This is a genomic window from Streptomyces sp. NBC_00989, assembly GCF_045162655.1.
Lineage (GTDB): Bacteria > Actinomycetota > Actinomycetes > Streptomycetales > Streptomycetaceae > Streptomyces.
This window is the reverse complement of record NZ_CP108728.1, coordinates 190,355-205,689: the sequence shown is the minus strand read 5'-3', so window position 1 is coordinate 205,689 and position 15,335 is coordinate 190,355. Positions and strand designations below refer to the sequence as shown.

9 protein-coding genes and 2 pseudogenes are annotated in these 15,335 nt (G+C 72.7%); 10 read left to right on the top strand and 1 reads right to left on the bottom strand.

Annotation, left to right across the window (positions count from 1 at the left end):
• Nucleotides 1–154: 154 nt before the first annotated feature.
• Nucleotides 155–1,954 carry an FAD-dependent monooxygenase gene (locus tag OG714_RS00965; RefSeq protein ID WP_406117831.1) on the top strand — a complete coding sequence of 600 codons (1,800 nt, stop codon included), beginning with the start codon at nucleotides 155–157 and terminating at the stop codon, nucleotides 1,952–1,954.
• Here the strand turns inward: OG714_RS00965 and OG714_RS00960 are convergent.
• Nucleotides 1,947–2,609 (bottom strand): ScbR family autoregulator-binding transcription factor, encoded by a 663-nt coding sequence (locus tag OG714_RS00960; RefSeq protein ID WP_406117830.1) that lies wholly within the window; start codon nucleotides 2,607–2,609, stop codon nucleotides 1,947–1,949. The genes OG714_RS00965 and OG714_RS00960 overlap by 8 nt on opposite strands.
• Nucleotides 2,610–2,975: 366 nt before the next feature.
• Between OG714_RS00960 and OG714_RS00955 the strand changes: the two genes are divergently transcribed.
• The 9 genes and pseudogenes from OG714_RS00955 to OG714_RS00915 form a co-directional block, all read left to right on the top strand.
• A complete protein-coding gene (locus OG714_RS00955) occupies nucleotides 2,976–3,863 on the top strand; it encodes an NAD(P)H-binding protein (RefSeq protein ID WP_406131681.1) in 888 nt (295 codons plus the stop codon).
• Between the two features lie 977 nt (nucleotides 3,864–4,840).
• Entirely contained in the window at nucleotides 4,841–6,433 is a 1,593-nt protein-coding gene (locus OG714_RS00950; RefSeq protein ID WP_406117829.1) for an acyl-CoA carboxylase subunit beta, read from the top strand.
• A 391-nt stretch (nucleotides 6,434–6,824) separates the two neighbouring features.
• Nucleotides 6,825–7,757 (top strand): BTAD domain-containing putative transcriptional regulator, encoded by a 933-nt coding sequence (locus OG714_RS00945; RefSeq protein ID WP_406117828.1) that lies wholly within the window; start codon nucleotides 6,825–6,827, stop codon nucleotides 7,755–7,757.
• 144 nt (nucleotides 7,758–7,901) lie between these two features.
• A complete protein-coding gene (locus tag OG714_RS00940) occupies nucleotides 7,902–10,193 on the top strand; it encodes a (Fe-S)-binding protein (RefSeq protein ID WP_406117826.1) in 2,292 nt (763 codons plus the stop codon).
• Nucleotides 10,194–10,447: 254 nt separating this feature from the next.
• Complete coding sequence (locus OG714_RS00935; RefSeq protein WP_406117823.1) at nucleotides 10,448–11,134, top strand: ScbR family autoregulator-binding transcription factor; 687 nt, start codon at nucleotides 10,448–10,450, stop codon at nucleotides 11,132–11,134.
• 359 nt (nucleotides 11,135–11,493) lie between these two features.
• On the top strand, nucleotides 11,494–12,315 hold the full coding sequence (locus OG714_RS00930; RefSeq protein WP_406117822.1) for a BTAD domain-containing putative transcriptional regulator: 822 nt from the start codon (nucleotides 11,494–11,496) through the stop codon (nucleotides 12,313–12,315).
• 444 nt (nucleotides 12,316–12,759) lie between these two features.
• Nucleotides 12,760–13,557: pseudogene (locus OG714_RS00925) on the top strand (RNA-guided endonuclease InsQ/TnpB family protein); the annotation flags it as partial.
• 246 nt (nucleotides 13,558–13,803) lie between these two features.
• Complete coding sequence (locus OG714_RS00920; protein WP_329557339.1) at nucleotides 13,804–14,892, top strand: IS110 family transposase; 1,089 nt, start codon at nucleotides 13,804–13,806, stop codon at nucleotides 14,890–14,892.
• Nucleotides 14,893–14,916: 24 nt separating this feature from the next.
• Nucleotides 14,917–15,309: pseudogene (locus tag OG714_RS00915) on the top strand (RNA-guided endonuclease TnpB family protein); the annotation flags it as partial.
• Nucleotides 15,310–15,335 lie beyond the last annotated feature (26 nt).

Below are 15,335 nucleotides of genomic sequence, written 5' to 3'. Positions count from 1 at the left end.
ACCTTCTCCCGTCTCCGCTCCCCTCCCTGCCCCCGCTCTTCGTCTCTTCGTCTCCGTCTTCGGTTCTGTCTTTCTGTCTGTGGGTCTTCTTCCGTCTTCCGGTGTCTTCGGGTTTCCGTGCCGGCCGGTGTTCCGTCGCCGGCGGGTGCGGTGCGTGGACGGCGTGGTTCTGGTCGGGGATGAGGAGGGGGAGTCGGGGATGGCGGGTGACGTGCGGGCGCAGGTGGTGGTCGTGGGCGGGGGTCCGGTGGGGCTGGTGGTGGCGTGTGAGCTGGCGGGGTACGGGGTGCGCACGGTGGTCGTGGAGGAGCGGGGCGGGGTGTCCGCCCGGCCCAAGGCGACCACGCTGCATGCCCGGGCCGTGCAGTGCCTGGTGCGGCGGGGGTATCTCGCCGGTCTGCCCGGGGGGCGGACGGCGTCGGCGCCGACGCGCTGCGGGTTCCATTTCGCGGGGATTCCCGGGATGGACATGTGCGCGCCGGCGCTGGAGCCGCCGCCGGTCCTCAAGTGTGAGCAGGAGCGGCTGGAGCGTCATTTCGAGGCGCGGGCGCTCGCGGCGGGCGCGGTGATCCTGCGCGGTCTGCGGGTGACCGGCGTCCGGCAGGGGCCGGAGGGGGTGCGGGTCACGGCCGAGGGACGCCACGGCCCGGTGACCTGCACGGCCCGCTACGCGGTGGGCGCGGACGGTGCGCGCAGCGTGGTGCGCGAGCAGGCGGGTTTCGCCTGCCGCAGCTACCCGGCCACGGTCTCCGCGCTGGCGGGCGACGTCCGTCTGGAGGAGCCCGGCGCGCTGCGCCCGGGCTGGCACCGCACCGAACGCGGCTGGATCGTCGTCAAGAACATCGACGAGCCCGCCGACATCGACGGGACCACCGGCGCCGGTGGTGTCCGGCTGCGGACTCTCAACTGCACGGGTGCGCACCGTGGCCGGCAGCTGCCGCCCACGCTGGAGGAGCTGCGCCGGGAGGTCGCCTGGATCACCGGGCGGGAGGTCGCGATGGGGCGGGCGCGGTGGCTGAGCCGGTTCAGCGACTTCAGCCGTATCGCCCGTTCCTACCGTGCGGGGCGGATCCTGCTGGCGGGGGACGCGGCGCACGTGCACTTCCCGATCGGCGGGCAGGGGCTGAGCGCCGGGGTGCTGGACGCCCTCGGCCTCGGCTGGAAACTGGCCCTGGCCGTCCGCGGCGCCGCCGCCCCGGGCCTGCTGGACAGCTACGACCAGGAACGCCGTCCCGCCGCGCAGCGGGTCATCGACAACACCCGCGCCCAGCTCGCCCTCATGCGCCCGGACGCCGGCCTGGACCCGCTGCGCACCCTGTTCGGCGAGCTGCTGGCCCGGGGCGGGGAGGGCGAGGGCGGGGTGCTGGCCTCCATGGTCAGCGCCCAGGACACGGTGCTGCCCGCCCGCACCGCGGATCCCTCGCCCTGGGAGGGACGGTTCCTGCCCAACACCGAACTGGCCACCCCGCAGGGCCGTACCGACGTGATCCGCCTGCTGGCCGGCGGATCGCCGCTGCTCCTGCTGTCCGGCGCGGACGGCGGCCGCTGGGAGGCGCAGGCCCGGCCGTGGGCCGGCCTGCTGCGGGTGGTACGGGTCCGGGCGGCGTCACCCGCGCTGCCGGGCGGGGCGGTCCTGGTACGGCCGGACGGATACGTCGGCTGGGCGGCCGGCGCCGGCCCCCTCGCCCCCGCCCTGCGCACCTACTTCCGCGAAGACACGGGCGAAGGCAGGGACGAGGGCATGGGCGAGGGCACGGGTGAGGGCAGTGGGAGGGGCGAGGGCCGCGAGCGGGAGGAGCCGGACACCCGCGCCACCAGCACCAGCACCAGCACCAGCACCAGCACCGCCACCGGGACCGGCACGGTGACGGATGCGGGTGTGGACGCGGGCGCGGGTGTGGTGGCCGGGGTGGGTGCGGGGGTGGGGGATGCGGCGCGGGGTGCGGTCAGGTGAGGGGTGCGGGTCCCGGCGTGCCGCCGGTGTCGTGCAGCTGTTCCTGGACCCAGGCGCCCCGGGTCTCGGAGAGGTCCACCGCGGCCAGCACCGGGGGGATCACGACGGACGGCAGGACGTGCCGCAGCAGGCCGGTGACCCGGCGCGGCAGGTCCTGGTAGCCGGACAGGGACCGGGAGATGGCCTGGACCCCGGCGAACGCGCCGACCAGGACGCCCGCGGTCTCCGCCGGCACCACGTGCGGCAGCAGCTCGCCCCGCTCCCGGGCCTGTTCCAGCAGGCCGGCGCCGACCTCGCGCCAGCGCCGGAAGGAACCGCCGCGGTCCAGCCCCTCGGCCTGCTGGTCGAGGGCGAGCCGCACACCGGCCCGGACCACCGGGTCGGTGCGCAGCCGGTGGGCGTGCAGGACCACGGTGTCCACCAGCTGCTGGACCGCGCAGTGCCGGCCCGCCGCGGGCAGCCGGCCGTCCTGCTCGCGGATCACCCCCTCCGCCAGATCCTCCTTGGAGGGGAAGTGGAAGTAGAGCGCGCCCCGGGTCACCCCCGCCCGGGCGAGGATCTCGCTGATCGTGGCGGCCCGGTAGCCGCGTTCCTCGAAGACCCCGGCCGCCGCGGCGAGGATCGCCTGGCGGGTGAGGATCGCCCGGTCCTGCATCGCCGCCCCCGGTCTTCTCTCTCCGATGAGCCCGAAAGCCCAATAAAAACCGTCCAGTCCGGATCTTACTGCGTCCGGCCCCGCACCGGCAGACCGGACGCACCCACATCACATCCCGGCACCCCGGCCGTTTCCGGCCCGCCGGACCCGCCGGGCCGGAAACGGAAGAAGCGGAAGAATCTGTGAAGAATCAGCTCAAAAAGGGAATCGTGAGGCAGGGGCCAGGGGCCAGGGGCCAGGGGCCAGGGATCAGGGGCCGGGGAGCGGAAGGGGCGCGGGCGCGGAGTCATGGACGAGGGAGGAACGGATGACGGCGGGCGGGATGCGGCGTCGCGGGCCGGCCGCGGGCAGGACCCGGTGATGCCGGTGGTGCTGGTGACGGGTGCGACGGGGACGGTGGGGCGGGAAGTGGTCCGGGGTCTGCCCGCCGGTCTGCGGGTGCGGGTGATGACCCGGGATCCGGCGCGGGCCGCGGGGGTGTTCGCGGGGGCGGGGGTGGAGGCGGTCGCCGGGGACTACACGGACCCGCCGTCGCTGGCCCGGGCCCTGCGGGGCGTGGACACGGCGTTCCTGGTCACCACCGGTGTCGACGGCGAGGACGACGCTGCGTTCGTCCCGGCCGCCCGCGCCGCCGGGGTGCGGCGGGTGGTGAAGCTCTCCGCGGCGGCCGTCCTGGACCCCGGGGCCCAGGACCTCGTCACCCGCCGGCAGCGCGCGAACGAGGACCTGCTGCGCGGCTGCGGCCTGCAGTGGACGCTGCTGCGCCCGCGCGCGTTCATGTCCAACTGCCTGTCCTGGGCCGGGCCCGTGCGCCGCGAGCGCACCGTCCGCGCGCTGTACGGGACCTCGCCCAACGCCTGCGTGGACCCCCGCGACATCGCCGAGGCCGCGGTACGGGCGCTGACCGAGGAGGGCCACGCCGGGCGCGCCTACACCCTGACCGGGCCGCAGGCCCTGACCGCCGCCGACCAGACCCGCGAGCTGGGCCGGCTGCTCGGCGTCCCCCTGCGCTTCGAGGAACTGACCCCGGACCAGGCCCGCGCCGCGCTGGGCCGGCGTTATCCGCCCCCGGTCGTCGAGGCCCTCCTGGCGAGCGCGGAACGCCAGCGGGCCGGCGCCAAGGCCCACGTGGAGGACACCGTCCGCACCCTGACGGGTCACCCGGCCCGCTCCTTCCGGCACTGGGCCCAGGACCACCTCGAGGCCTTCACCCCGCCCCCGGACCAGACCGGCCCCCACCCGCAGACGCCGTAACACCCGCCCCGCAGACCGCAGATGGCAGACGCCGGGACGGCAGGCACCGGCACCACGGTGGCCCGGCCCGCGACCGCAGCCTTCCCCTCCTCCCGCCAACTCCCGTACCACCACGGCCCACCACGGCGGTACGGGACGGCGCAGAACAGGAGATGCGGCATCCCCCCAGTCCCGGGAGGCGGGCAGCAGTCGTACGACAGACAAGGCACCCGCGGCCGGAGCGGCCCGCCGTCCCTGAACGGCGAGACCTGCGCGACGCCGCACCGGGCACCGAAGACACGCGCCGCCCGGTTCGCTCCCGGACCGGGTGCGCGGGCCCCGCAGGCCTCACCCCCGGAGAACAGCGGCCCCGCACCCTCTGAACCCGCACCCCCTGAAACGACGGCCCTGACCGCCCGGGCAAACGGCGCCCCCCAGCGGCACCCCGGCCTCCGCCCCGCCCCCGGTAAGCCACCACGCCGGACGACCGGCCCCTCACCCAGAGCCGCCGCCCCCGGCCCGGCAGCCCGCCCCCGGCCCGGAACACTGCTCCCCACCCCACCCCACTGCACTCCATCTCACCTCAGCCGCCCCCGACCGATCCTCAAGCGATCCCTCAGCACTTCTCCAGCGGTCCGGCCGACCATGGCCGTGGGCCGCGAGGAGAGGAGGGACGGGCCGGACACGGCAACGGCGGACACCGCACGGCGGCGGGAACACGCGGGCCCGGCACCCGTGCGGGCCGCTCCCGCCCCGGTCACCACCCCTCCCGCGCCCGCGGCCGGACAGCACCCGGCCCCCGCGGCGCCCTCCCCGCGCACGCCGGACGGCGGCCGCCGCAGAACCCCACCGCGGCCCGGCGGGCGGCGGACGGGTCCACCGTGTCCCGAGGCGGCTTCCAGCCGCGGGGGAGGGCACCTCATGGACGGTTACTTTTGCTCTCGATGGGACCGGGGCGGATCTCCTCTTCTCCCGGCTGTCCCGGAAACGGACCAGGGATGACGATGACGACGGCGCTCGCACCGGTCGCGGCAGGACCGGGCGGCATGCACGCACACGTGGCGGAGCTGCACGCGATCAGGGCCCAGGCGACGGCCGGGCCGAGCGAGAAGGCGACGGCGGCGCAGCACGCCAAGGGCAAGCTGACGGCGCGGGAGCGGATCGGTCTGCTCCTGGACGAGGGTTCCTTCCAGGAGGTCGAGCAGCTGCGCCGGCACCGCGCGACCGGTTTCGGCCTGGAGACGCGCAAGCCCTACACGGACGGTGTGATCACCGGCTGGGGCACGGTCGAGGGCCGCACCGTGTTCGTCTACGCGCACGACTTCCGGATCTTCGGCGGCGCGCTGGGCGAGGCCCACGCCACGAAGATCCACAAGATCATGGACATGGCCCTGGCGGCCGGCGCGCCCCTCGTCTCCCTCAACGACGGCGCCGGCGCCCGCATCCAGGAGGGGGTGAGCGCGCTGGCCGGCTACGGCGGCATCTTCCAGCGCAACACCAGGGCCTCCGGGGTCATCCCGCAGATCAGCGTGATACTCGGCCCCTGCGCCGGCGGCGCCGCCTACAGTCCCGCGCTGACCGACTTCGTGTTCATGGTCCGCGGCACCTCGCAGATGTTCATCACCGGCCCGGACGTCGTCAAGGCGGTCACCGGCGAGGAGATCACCCACAACGGCCTGGGCGGCGCCGACGTGCACGCCGAGACGTCCGGGGTGTGCCACTTCGCCTACGACGACGAGGAGACCTGCCTGGCGGAGGTGCGCTACCTGCTGTCGATGCTCCCGCAGAACAACCGGGAGGCCCCGCCGCGGGTGCGCACCGCCGACCCGGCCGGCCGGCGCGGCGAGATGCTGCTGGGCCACGTCCCCGCGGACGGCAGCCGCCCCTACGACGTGACCGGGGTCATCGAGGAGATCGTCGACGACGGCGAGTACCTCGAGGTCCACGAGCACTGGGCCCGCAACATCGTCTGCGCGCTGGCCCGCCTGGACGGCCAGGTCGTCGGCGTCGTCGCCAACCAGCCCCGCACCCTGGCCGGCGTGCTGGACATCCGGGCCAGCGAGAAGGCCGCCCGGTTCGTGCAGATGTGCGACGCCTTCAACATCCCCCTGATCACCCTCCTGGACGTGCCCGGCTTCCTGCCCGGCGTCGACCAGGAGCACGGCGGCATCATCCGCCACGGCGCGAAACTCCTCTACGCCTACTGCAACGCCACCGTGCCGCGCATCTCGCTGGTCCTGCGCAAGGCCTACGGCGGCGCCTACATCGTGATGGACAGCCAGTCCATCGGCGCCGACCTCACCTACGCCTGGCCCGCCAACGAGATCGCCGTGATGGGCGCCGAGGGCGCCGCCGGCGTCATCTTCCGCCGCCGCATCGCCGAGGCCGCCGACCCCGAGGCCATGCGCCAGAAACTGGTCAAGGAGTACCGGGCCGAGCTGATGCACCCCTACTACGCCGCCGAACGCGGCCTGGTCGACGACGTCATCGACCCCGCCGCCACCCGCGAGGTCCTCATCCGCTCCCTCGCCATGCTCCACAGCAAGCACGCCGACCTGCCCTCCCGCAAACACGGCAACCAGCCGCAATGACCCCGCCCGCCCCCGGCCCGCCCCCACACCCGCCGCCTCCCGGCAGCACCCCCGGGGCCGGGGGCGGCACTCCCTCCCACACGAACAGCACAATCAGTCTGTTTATGGCGTCCGGGAGCCCCCGCCGCGGCCGCGCGACCGCCCCCTCCACCACGCCGGCCCGGCCCGGACCCGGGCGGACACCCTGGCGCGCACCCCGGGGCCCGGCGGCCCGGATCTCCATGTACCCGCAGTTCAGGGGGTGTTGGAGAGAGGGTGGCGGGGGAGTGGTGCGGGTCCGGCTGCACGATGCATCAAAACAGCGCAAGCGGTTTGGTATTGACAAACCGTCCGGCCTGTTTTGTACTCGGGGTACCGGATGACGGCACACACCCACCGAGGGGGCGACGGCGTGCAGATCGACGTACTGGGCACATTGGATGTCAGGGAGAACGGGGTGTCGATCGCTCCGACCGCGCCCAAGCCGCGCCAGGTCCTGGCGCTGCTGGCACTGCACGCCGACCGGGTGGTGCCGGTGTCCGCGCTGGTCGACGAGCTGTGGTCGGGCCGCCCGCCGCGCAGCGTGCGCACCACCCTGCAGACCTACGTCCTGCAGCTGCGCGAACTCATCACCCTCGCCCTGCACACCCCCGGCTCCGACCCCGGCCCCGGCCCGGACCCCGAGCCGGGCTACGCCGCCCCGCCCGCTGTGCCGTCCGCCGTGTCGGCCGGGCCGGTGCGGCGCGGTGCCAAGGACGTGCTGGCCACCGTGCCCGGCGGGTACCTGCTCGTCTCCGGCGGCGGGACCAGCGACGTGCGGGAGTTCGAACGCCTCGCGGGGATGGGCTACCGCGCGATGGACGCGGGCGACCACAAGGACGCCTCCCGCCTGCTGCGCGAGGCGCTCCTGCTGTGGACCGGCCCGGCCTTCGCCGGCGTGCCCGCCGGCGCCCGGCTGGAGACGGAGGCCAGAAGGCTGGAGGAGAGCCGGCTGTGCGCGCTGGACCAGCGCATCGAGGCCGACCTGCGGCTGGGCCGCCACCGCGAGCTCCTCGCCGAACTGACCGTGCTGAGCAGCCGCTACGCCACCCACGAGAACCTGCACGCCCAGTTCATGCTGGCCCTGCACCGCTCCGGCCGGCGCGGCGAGGCCCTCGACGTCTACCACCGGCTGCGCGCCACCCTGGTGCGGGACCTGGGACTCGAGCCCTCGCCCCGGCTGCGGCGGCTGCAGCAGTCGATCCTGGTGGCCGCGCCGGAGGGCCCGCCGCTGGTCCCCGGGCAGGCGCCCGCCCTCCCCGCACCGCCCGCCGCCCGCACCCGCGTCGGCGTCCGTCCCGCCTGAAGTCGCCCGCCCGCGGCGGGAGACGGCGGCCGGCGCAGTGCCGCGATTGCGGCTGCGGCGCGCCACGGGGAGTGGGTAGCCTCGGACGGAACACCTAAGTTACCGACTGGTAACCGGTTTTTCGCCGGTTCGAGGAGCCCACTCATGCAACTCGTCGCGATCATCGTGTCGCTGGCCCTGACCACGGCCGGCTTCACCCTGTTCGGCCGCGCCCTCTTACGGATCCACCACTTCCTGCGGCTCGGCCTGCCCGTCCCCGACGGCCTGCGCACCGCCGCACCCTGGCGCCGCAGCGCCACCCTGGCCAGGGAGTTCGCCGCCCACACCCGGATGAACCGCTGGGGCGTCATCGGCGCGGCGCACTGGTTCGTCGCGGTCGGCTTCTACGCCCTGCTCATCACCCTCGTCAACGCCACCGGCCAGCTCTTCCAGGCCGACTGGCTGCTGCCGGTCATCGGCGAGTGGACCCCCTACAACGTCGCCGTCGAGTTCCTCGGCACGGCGACCGCCCTGGGCATCCTGGTCCTCATCGCCGTCCGCCAGCTGAACAGACCGGACCGGCCGGGCCGCAAGTCCCGCTTCGCCGGCTCCAGTTCGGGCCAGGCGTACTTCGTCGAGACCGTCATCGTCGTCGTGAGCGTCTGCATCGTGGTGCTGCACGCCCTGGAGGGCGCCCTGCACCACGTCGACGCCTACGAGGCCTCCTTCTTCATCTCCTACCCGCTGGTCGCCGGCTTCCGGCAGCTGGACCCCGCCACCCTGCGCGACCTCGTCTACCTCGTCGCCTGCCTGAAGATCACCACCTCCTACGTCTGGATGATCACCGTCTCGCTGAACACCGACATGGGCATCGCCTGGCACCGTTTCCTGGCGTTCCCCAACATCTGGTTCAAGCGCAACGCGGACGGTGAAACCTCCCTCGGCGCCCTGCTGCCGATGACGTCGGGCGGCAAGCCGATCGACTTCACCGACCCGGGTGACGACGACGTGTTCGGCGTCTCCCAGGTCGAGCAGTTCTCGTGGAAGGGTCTGCTGGACTTCTCCACGTGTACGGAGTGCGGGCGCTGCCAGTCGCAGTGCCCGGCGTGGAACACGGGCAAGCCGCTGTCCCCGAAGCTGCTGATCATGTCGCTGCGGGACCACGCGCATGCCAAGGCCCCCTACCTGCTGGCGGGTGGCGGCACGTCCATGGAGGGCGAGGAGAAGGCCACCGAGGAGCAGTTGGCCGGCGTGCCCGCGGCGGCTCTGGCGGAGGCCGGGCGTCCGTTGATCGGGACGGCGGAGGAGAACGGGGTCATCGACCCGGACGTCCTGTGGTCCTGCACCACCTGCGGGGCGTGCGTGGAGCAGTGCCCGGTGGACATCGAGCACGTCGACCACATCGTCGACATGCGGCGTTACCAGGTGATGATCGAGTCGGCGTTCCCGTCCGAGGCCGGGACGATGCTGAAGAACCTGGAGAAGAAGGGCAATCCCTGGGGGCTGGCGAAGAAGCAGCGCCTGGAGTGGCTCAAGGAGGTCGACTTCGAGATCCCGGTCGTCGGCCAGGACATCGAGGACCTCACCGAGGTCGAGTACCTGTACTGGGTCGGCTGCGCCGGCGCGCTGGAGGACCGGGCGAAGAAGACGACGAAGGCCTTCGCCGAACTCCTCCACATCGCGGGCGTGAAGTTCGCGATCATGGGCGGCGACGAGAAGTGCACCGGCGACTCCGCCCGCCGCCTGGGCAACGAGCCGCTGTTCCAGGAACTCGGCATGGAGAACGTCATGGCGCTGAACACGGCGTTCGGCGAGGAACTCGACGACGACGGCAAGGTCGTGGCCGGGTCCGCGAAGCCGAGGTCGGCGAAGAAGATCGTCGCGACGTGCCCGCACTGCTTGAACACCATCGGCAACGAGTACCCGCAGCTCGGCGGCGACTACGAGGTCATCCACCACACCCAGCTGCTCCAACACCTCGTCGACGACGGCAAGCTGGTCCCGGTGACGCCGGTCGAGGGCATCATCACCTACCACGACCCCTGCTACCTGGGCCGCCACAACAAGATCTACACACCCCCGCGCGAGATCATCGCCAGCGTCCCGGGCCTGCGGAACGAGGAGATGCACCGCCACAAGGAACGCGGCTTCTGCTGCGGCGCCGGCGGCGCGCGGATGTGGATGGAAGAGCGCATCGGCAAGCGCATCAACAACGAACGCGTCGACGAAGCCCTCGCCCTCAACCCGGACATCGTCTCCACGGCCTGCCCCTTCTGCCTCGTCATGCTCACCGACTCCGTCAACGGCAAGAAGAACGACGGCAAGGCCAAGGAATCCATCCAGGTCGTCGACGTCGCCCAGCTACTCCTCGACTCGGTGAAGAGCCCGGCCGGCACAGCGGGTCCGGCGGGTCCGGGTGCCGCGGAGGGTGCCGTGGAGCCGGAGTCCGCCGTGTAGCGGTGGCGGGGGAGTGTCCGGGGAGGATCGGGGGCCGCCTGTGGCGGCCCCCCAGTCGTTGACCAGCGGTGTTCGTGCCCGCTTCATGCCCCCATGCATGAAACCGCTCATGCGGTTTGTTAGTGTGTGGGGTGCGGTTCCTGCCCCGCCGCGCCCGCGCGGCCTGCGGCTTCGCGTGCACGGCGGCCTTCCGTGCCGGGTCTGTGCGCGGTGGGCGGGACAGGGCCGACGTCCCGGTGCCCAGGAGGCAGCACATGGTCAAGCAGGAGCGGGCCGCCCGCACGCGGCGTTCGCTGATCGAGGCCGCGTCCGAGGTGTTCGCCGAGGCCGGTTTCGCCCCCGCGTCGCTGGGCGCCATCAGTACGCGGGCCGGTGTCAGCAACGGGGCGCTGCACTTCCACTTCGCCAACAAGAACATGCTCGCCGAGGCGGTCGAGGCACAGGCCGCCGGGACGGTGTCCGCGATCACCGGGGCGGCCCGGCAGCGGCAGGGCGAGTCCCTGCAGGCGGTGGTGGACGCCACCCACGGCCTGATGGACGCCCTGGCGCGGGACACCGTTCTGCGCGCCGGCTTCCAGCTCGCCGGCGACACCGCCGCACGCCCCGCGGCGTCCCCGCACGCGCTCCCGGGCCCGCGCGCGCAGTGGCAGCACTGGGTCGAGGACAGCCTGCGCCGGGCCGGGCGCGGCGGCGCGCTCGCGCCGGGGGTGTCGGGGGCGGACGCCGCCCGGGTCGTCGTCGCCGCGACCGTGGGCCTGCAGGTCCTCGGCGCCGCGGACGCCTCCTGGCTGCGCCGGCACAACGTCACCCGGCTGTGGGAGGTGCTGCTGCCGCGCCTCGCCCACCGGCGGGACCTGGCCGCGCTGATGTCCGGCGGCACCGCGCCGCCCGCCGCCGCAGCGCCGCGGGCCCGGCGGCAGCCGCCGCCCGCCGGACACTGACGGCAGCCCCCCGTCCTCACCCTCCCGCTTCTCAACTGGCCCCGGCCTTCCCGGACTTCACCGCCCCGCACGCCGACAGGCCGGGGAAGGAAGGGGGGTGGGCGTGTGCGGGGGAGCGGACGGCGTCAACTGGCCCTGGGGGGAGGGGATTTCAGCGATGCCGGTGCATTTGTTCCGGCCGGGCTTTCCCCGCTTCCCCTCCCGCCGGCCGGCCGCCGCGGCCTGTCCGGCGGCGGGGTGTTGAGGACCGCTCGAAGGCCGCTGAAGGAACCCGCGCCTCCGGTGCGGGGGCGGCTAGCGTGCAGATCCACCGACGCATTTCCGCCATCGGGAGTGCCCCACGACGAACGGAGGAAACCATGGAGATTCAGGTTCTGGGTCCGCTGTGTGCCGCCGTGAACGGGGACTCGATCGTCCCGACCGCCGGAAAACCCCGGCAGGTTCTCGCCCTGCTCGCGCTGTATCCGGGCCGCGTCGTGCCCGTGTCGACGCTGATGGAGGAGATCTGGGGGACGGAACTGCCGCAGAGCGCGGTGACGACGCTGCAGACCTACATCATGCAGCTGCGCCGCAGCCTGGGCACGGCCATGGGACCCGGAGCCCCGGGCGGGGCGAAGAACGTTCTGGCCACCCGGCACGGCGGCTACCTCCTGCAGGTGCCGCCCCAGTCCGTGGACGTGCACACCTACGAACGCCTCATCACCGAGGGCCAGGAGGCCTTCGAACAGGGCGAGGACGAACGCGCCGCCCGCTGCTTCCGCCAGGCCCTGGCCCTGTGGCAGGGCCCCGCCCTGGTCGACGTACGCCTGGGCCCGGTGCTGGAGATCGAGGTGCTGCGGCTGGAGGAGTCACGGCTGGTGACCGTCGAACGGCGCATCGACGCGGACCTGCGGCTGGGCCGGCACGCCGAACTCATCGCCGAACTCACCGACCTGGTCGCCCGTCACCCCCAGCACGAGGGCCTGCACGCGCAGGCGATGCTCGCCCTGTACCGGTCCGGCCGACAGGCCTCCGCCCTCGACGTCTACCGCCGGTTACGCAGACGGCTGATAGACGAACTCGGCGTGGAACCCACCCCGCAGCTCCAGCGCCTGCACCAGGCGATGCTCGCCGTCGACCCGGAACTCGACGTGATGGCCGGCCCGCGCCGCGGCTCCACCTTCGACCGCTACGCCGCCTAGCCCTCCCGCCACGACGCCACACCACGCCCGGTGTTGGTGCCGAGCGCCGGTGTCGGTGTCGGTGCCGAGTGCCGGTGTCGGTTGTCGGTTCTCCGCTCCGGCGCACACCGGCCGCCCGGCCACCCCGGCAGGCAGGCTGCGGACGACGGACGGATGGCCGGACGCGACGCGTCGCCCGGCCGGGCCCGGTCCGCGGCAGACAGCGCCCCGCCCCGCTCCGCCCGGCCTCGTCCGCCCGCCGGGTCCGCGGGCCTCAACCCGGCCCGGACAGGCCGTCGTTCATCGGCGCTCTCCTTCGTGGATACTCCCGGCTTCAGCCGGGGGAGGAGACGAAGCTCCTGCGGAGCAGGGCAGGGAAAGCCGGTTCGCCGCCAGGGCGGACCGGCGTCCACCGTCTACCGGCTAACACCCGCCACGCACACGGGAACTGATAGAACGTGAGGCATGACGCGGCAGGTCAAGCGGGCGTTCAAGTACCGCTTTTACCCCACGGACGGGCAGGCAGTTGAGCTGTCGCGCACGTTCGGCTGTGTCCGCCTCGTCTACAACAAGGCGCTGGAGGAGCGCACCCGGGCCTGGTGCGGAGAGCAGCGCCGCATCTCCTACGTGCAGTCGTCGGCCGCGCTGACTCAGTGGAAGAAAACCGAGGAGCTGGCGTTCCTGACGGAGGTGTCCTCGGTTCCGCTTCAGCAGGCGTTGCGCCATCTCCAGACGGCGTTCGGGAACTTCTTCGCCCAGCGCGCGAAGTACCCGCGCTTCAAGTCCCGGAAGAAATCCCGCGTGTCGGCCGAGTACACGCGTAGCGCCTTCACGTGGCGCGAGGGCCGTCTGACGCTGGCGAAGATGGCCGGTCCGCTGGACATCCGCTGGTCGCGTCCCCTCCCGGAGGGTTCGGTACCGACGACGGTGACCGTGTCCCGCGACGCGGCGGGCCGCTGGTTCGTGTCGCTGCTGTGCGACGACCGTATTGCTCCGGCTCCGGCCACCACGAACGCGGTCGGTATCGACGCCGGCGTCACTTCCCTGGTGACCCTGTCCACCGGAGAGAAGGTCACCAACCCCCGGCACGAGCGCCGTGACCGCGCCCGTCTCGCCAGGGCGCAGCGGGACCTGTCGCGCAAGGCGAAGGGTTCGGCGAACCGGGAGAAGGCCCGCCGCAGGGTCGCCCGCGTGCATGCGCGGATCGCCGACCGGCGCCGCGACTTCCTGCACAAGCTGTCTACTCGTCTCGTCCGTGAGAACTGTGAGAATCGGCGGGTGCTGTCCCGGGCTGCGGCTTGACCCGCGTGAGAACGGACCGTGGTGTCCTGGTTTGGATCTGTCGGTCGTTGGTCCGGGGTGGTGCTTGCTGTCACCGGGCCGGCGGGGTGTGTCCCGATAGGGGCCTTGCCGTGAACAGGGCGCCGTCACAGTTTTGACCGCCCCGACCGGTCCGGTGTCGGCCAACCGACACTCCAACAGACCGGGAGCGGATTGACCGTGGCCAGTATGCCCAACCGTGTGCACGCCAGCCAGCGACAGCCCGACGGCGAGGTCGTTCTGGGGGTCGATACCCACAGGGACACACACGTCGCCGCCGTGGTTACTCCTCTCGGCGGAGTCCTGGCCACCGAGGCGTTCCCGGCCACCTCGGTCGGCTATCGCGAACTGCTGGACTGGGCCCGGTCTTTCGGGACACTCACGCGTGCCGGAGTCGAGGGCACGGGCTCCTACGGAGCAGCCCTGACACGCCACCTCCTGGCCCGAGACGTCCAGGTCTTCGACGTCAACCGGCCCGACAGGACGGCCCAGCGGCAGCAGGGCAAGACCGACACCGTCGACGCCCAGGCGGCCGCGCGGGCCGTCATCTCCGGCAGAGCCACTGCCCAGGCCAAGACCGGCAATGGGCCGGTGCAGATCGCGCGCATGTTCAAACTCGCCAAGGACTCCGCCATCAAGGCCCGCACCCAGGCCATCAACCAGCTCAAGGCCGTCCTGGTGTCCGCCGACCCAGCCCTGCGGGAGCAACTGACCCCTCTGACCAACCCGGCGCTGATCCGCACCTGCGCGAACCTGACCTCGGATCCCGGCTACCTCGGCAGGGACGACGTCCTGGACGCCACAGTGGTCACGCTCCAGCTGCTGGCCGAGCGCATCCAGCAACTGACCGCGCAGATCGACGAGCTGAAGCGACGCCTGGCAGGCCTTGTCCAGTCCCACGCTCCGCAACTGCTGGAGCGCGTCGGCGTCGGCCCGGACAGCGCCATCACGCTCCTGATCACCGCCGGTGACAACCCAGAACGCCTGGCCGACGAGGCGTCCTTCGCCGCGCTGTGCGGAGCCAGCCCGGTCGAGCGCTCCTCCGGCAAACAGCAGCGAAGACGCCTCAATCGCGGCGGCGATCGACAGGCCAACGCTGCGCTCTACCGCATCGTGCAGAGCCGCCTGCGCTGGGATCCACGCACCCAGGACTACCTCAAGCGGCGGACCAGCGAGGGAAAGACCCGGCGCGAAGTGATCAGATGCCTCAAGCGTTACGTCGCCCGCGAGATCTTCTCCCTCCTCCCACGTGCCGGGCTCACGCCCGTCCTGGCATGACTGCTTGACAGTCATAGGGGCGTCCAAACGGTTGTGATCGAGGACCTCACCGTCCGCAACCTGCTGAAGAACCACACGCTCGCACGCGCCATCAGTGACGCGTCGTGGACGCAACTCCGGTCCATGCTGGAGTACAAGTGCGCCTGGTACGGGCGCGAACTCGTCGTGATCGACCGCTGGTTCCCCAGCAGCAAGCTGTGCGGGGCCTGCGGCACCCTCGCGGCGATGATGCCGCTCAACGTCCGCGCGTGGACGTGCGACTGCGGTGCCGTACATGACCGCGACATCAACGCGGCCCGCAACATCCTGGCGGCCGGGCTGGCCGTCTTGGCCTGTGGAGCTGGTGTAAGACCTCAAGGGAGTTCTCCTGGCGGGCAGTCGGCGTTGAAGCAGGAACCCCTACGGCGCGAGCCGTAGGAATCCCCCTCCTTCAGGAGGGAGAG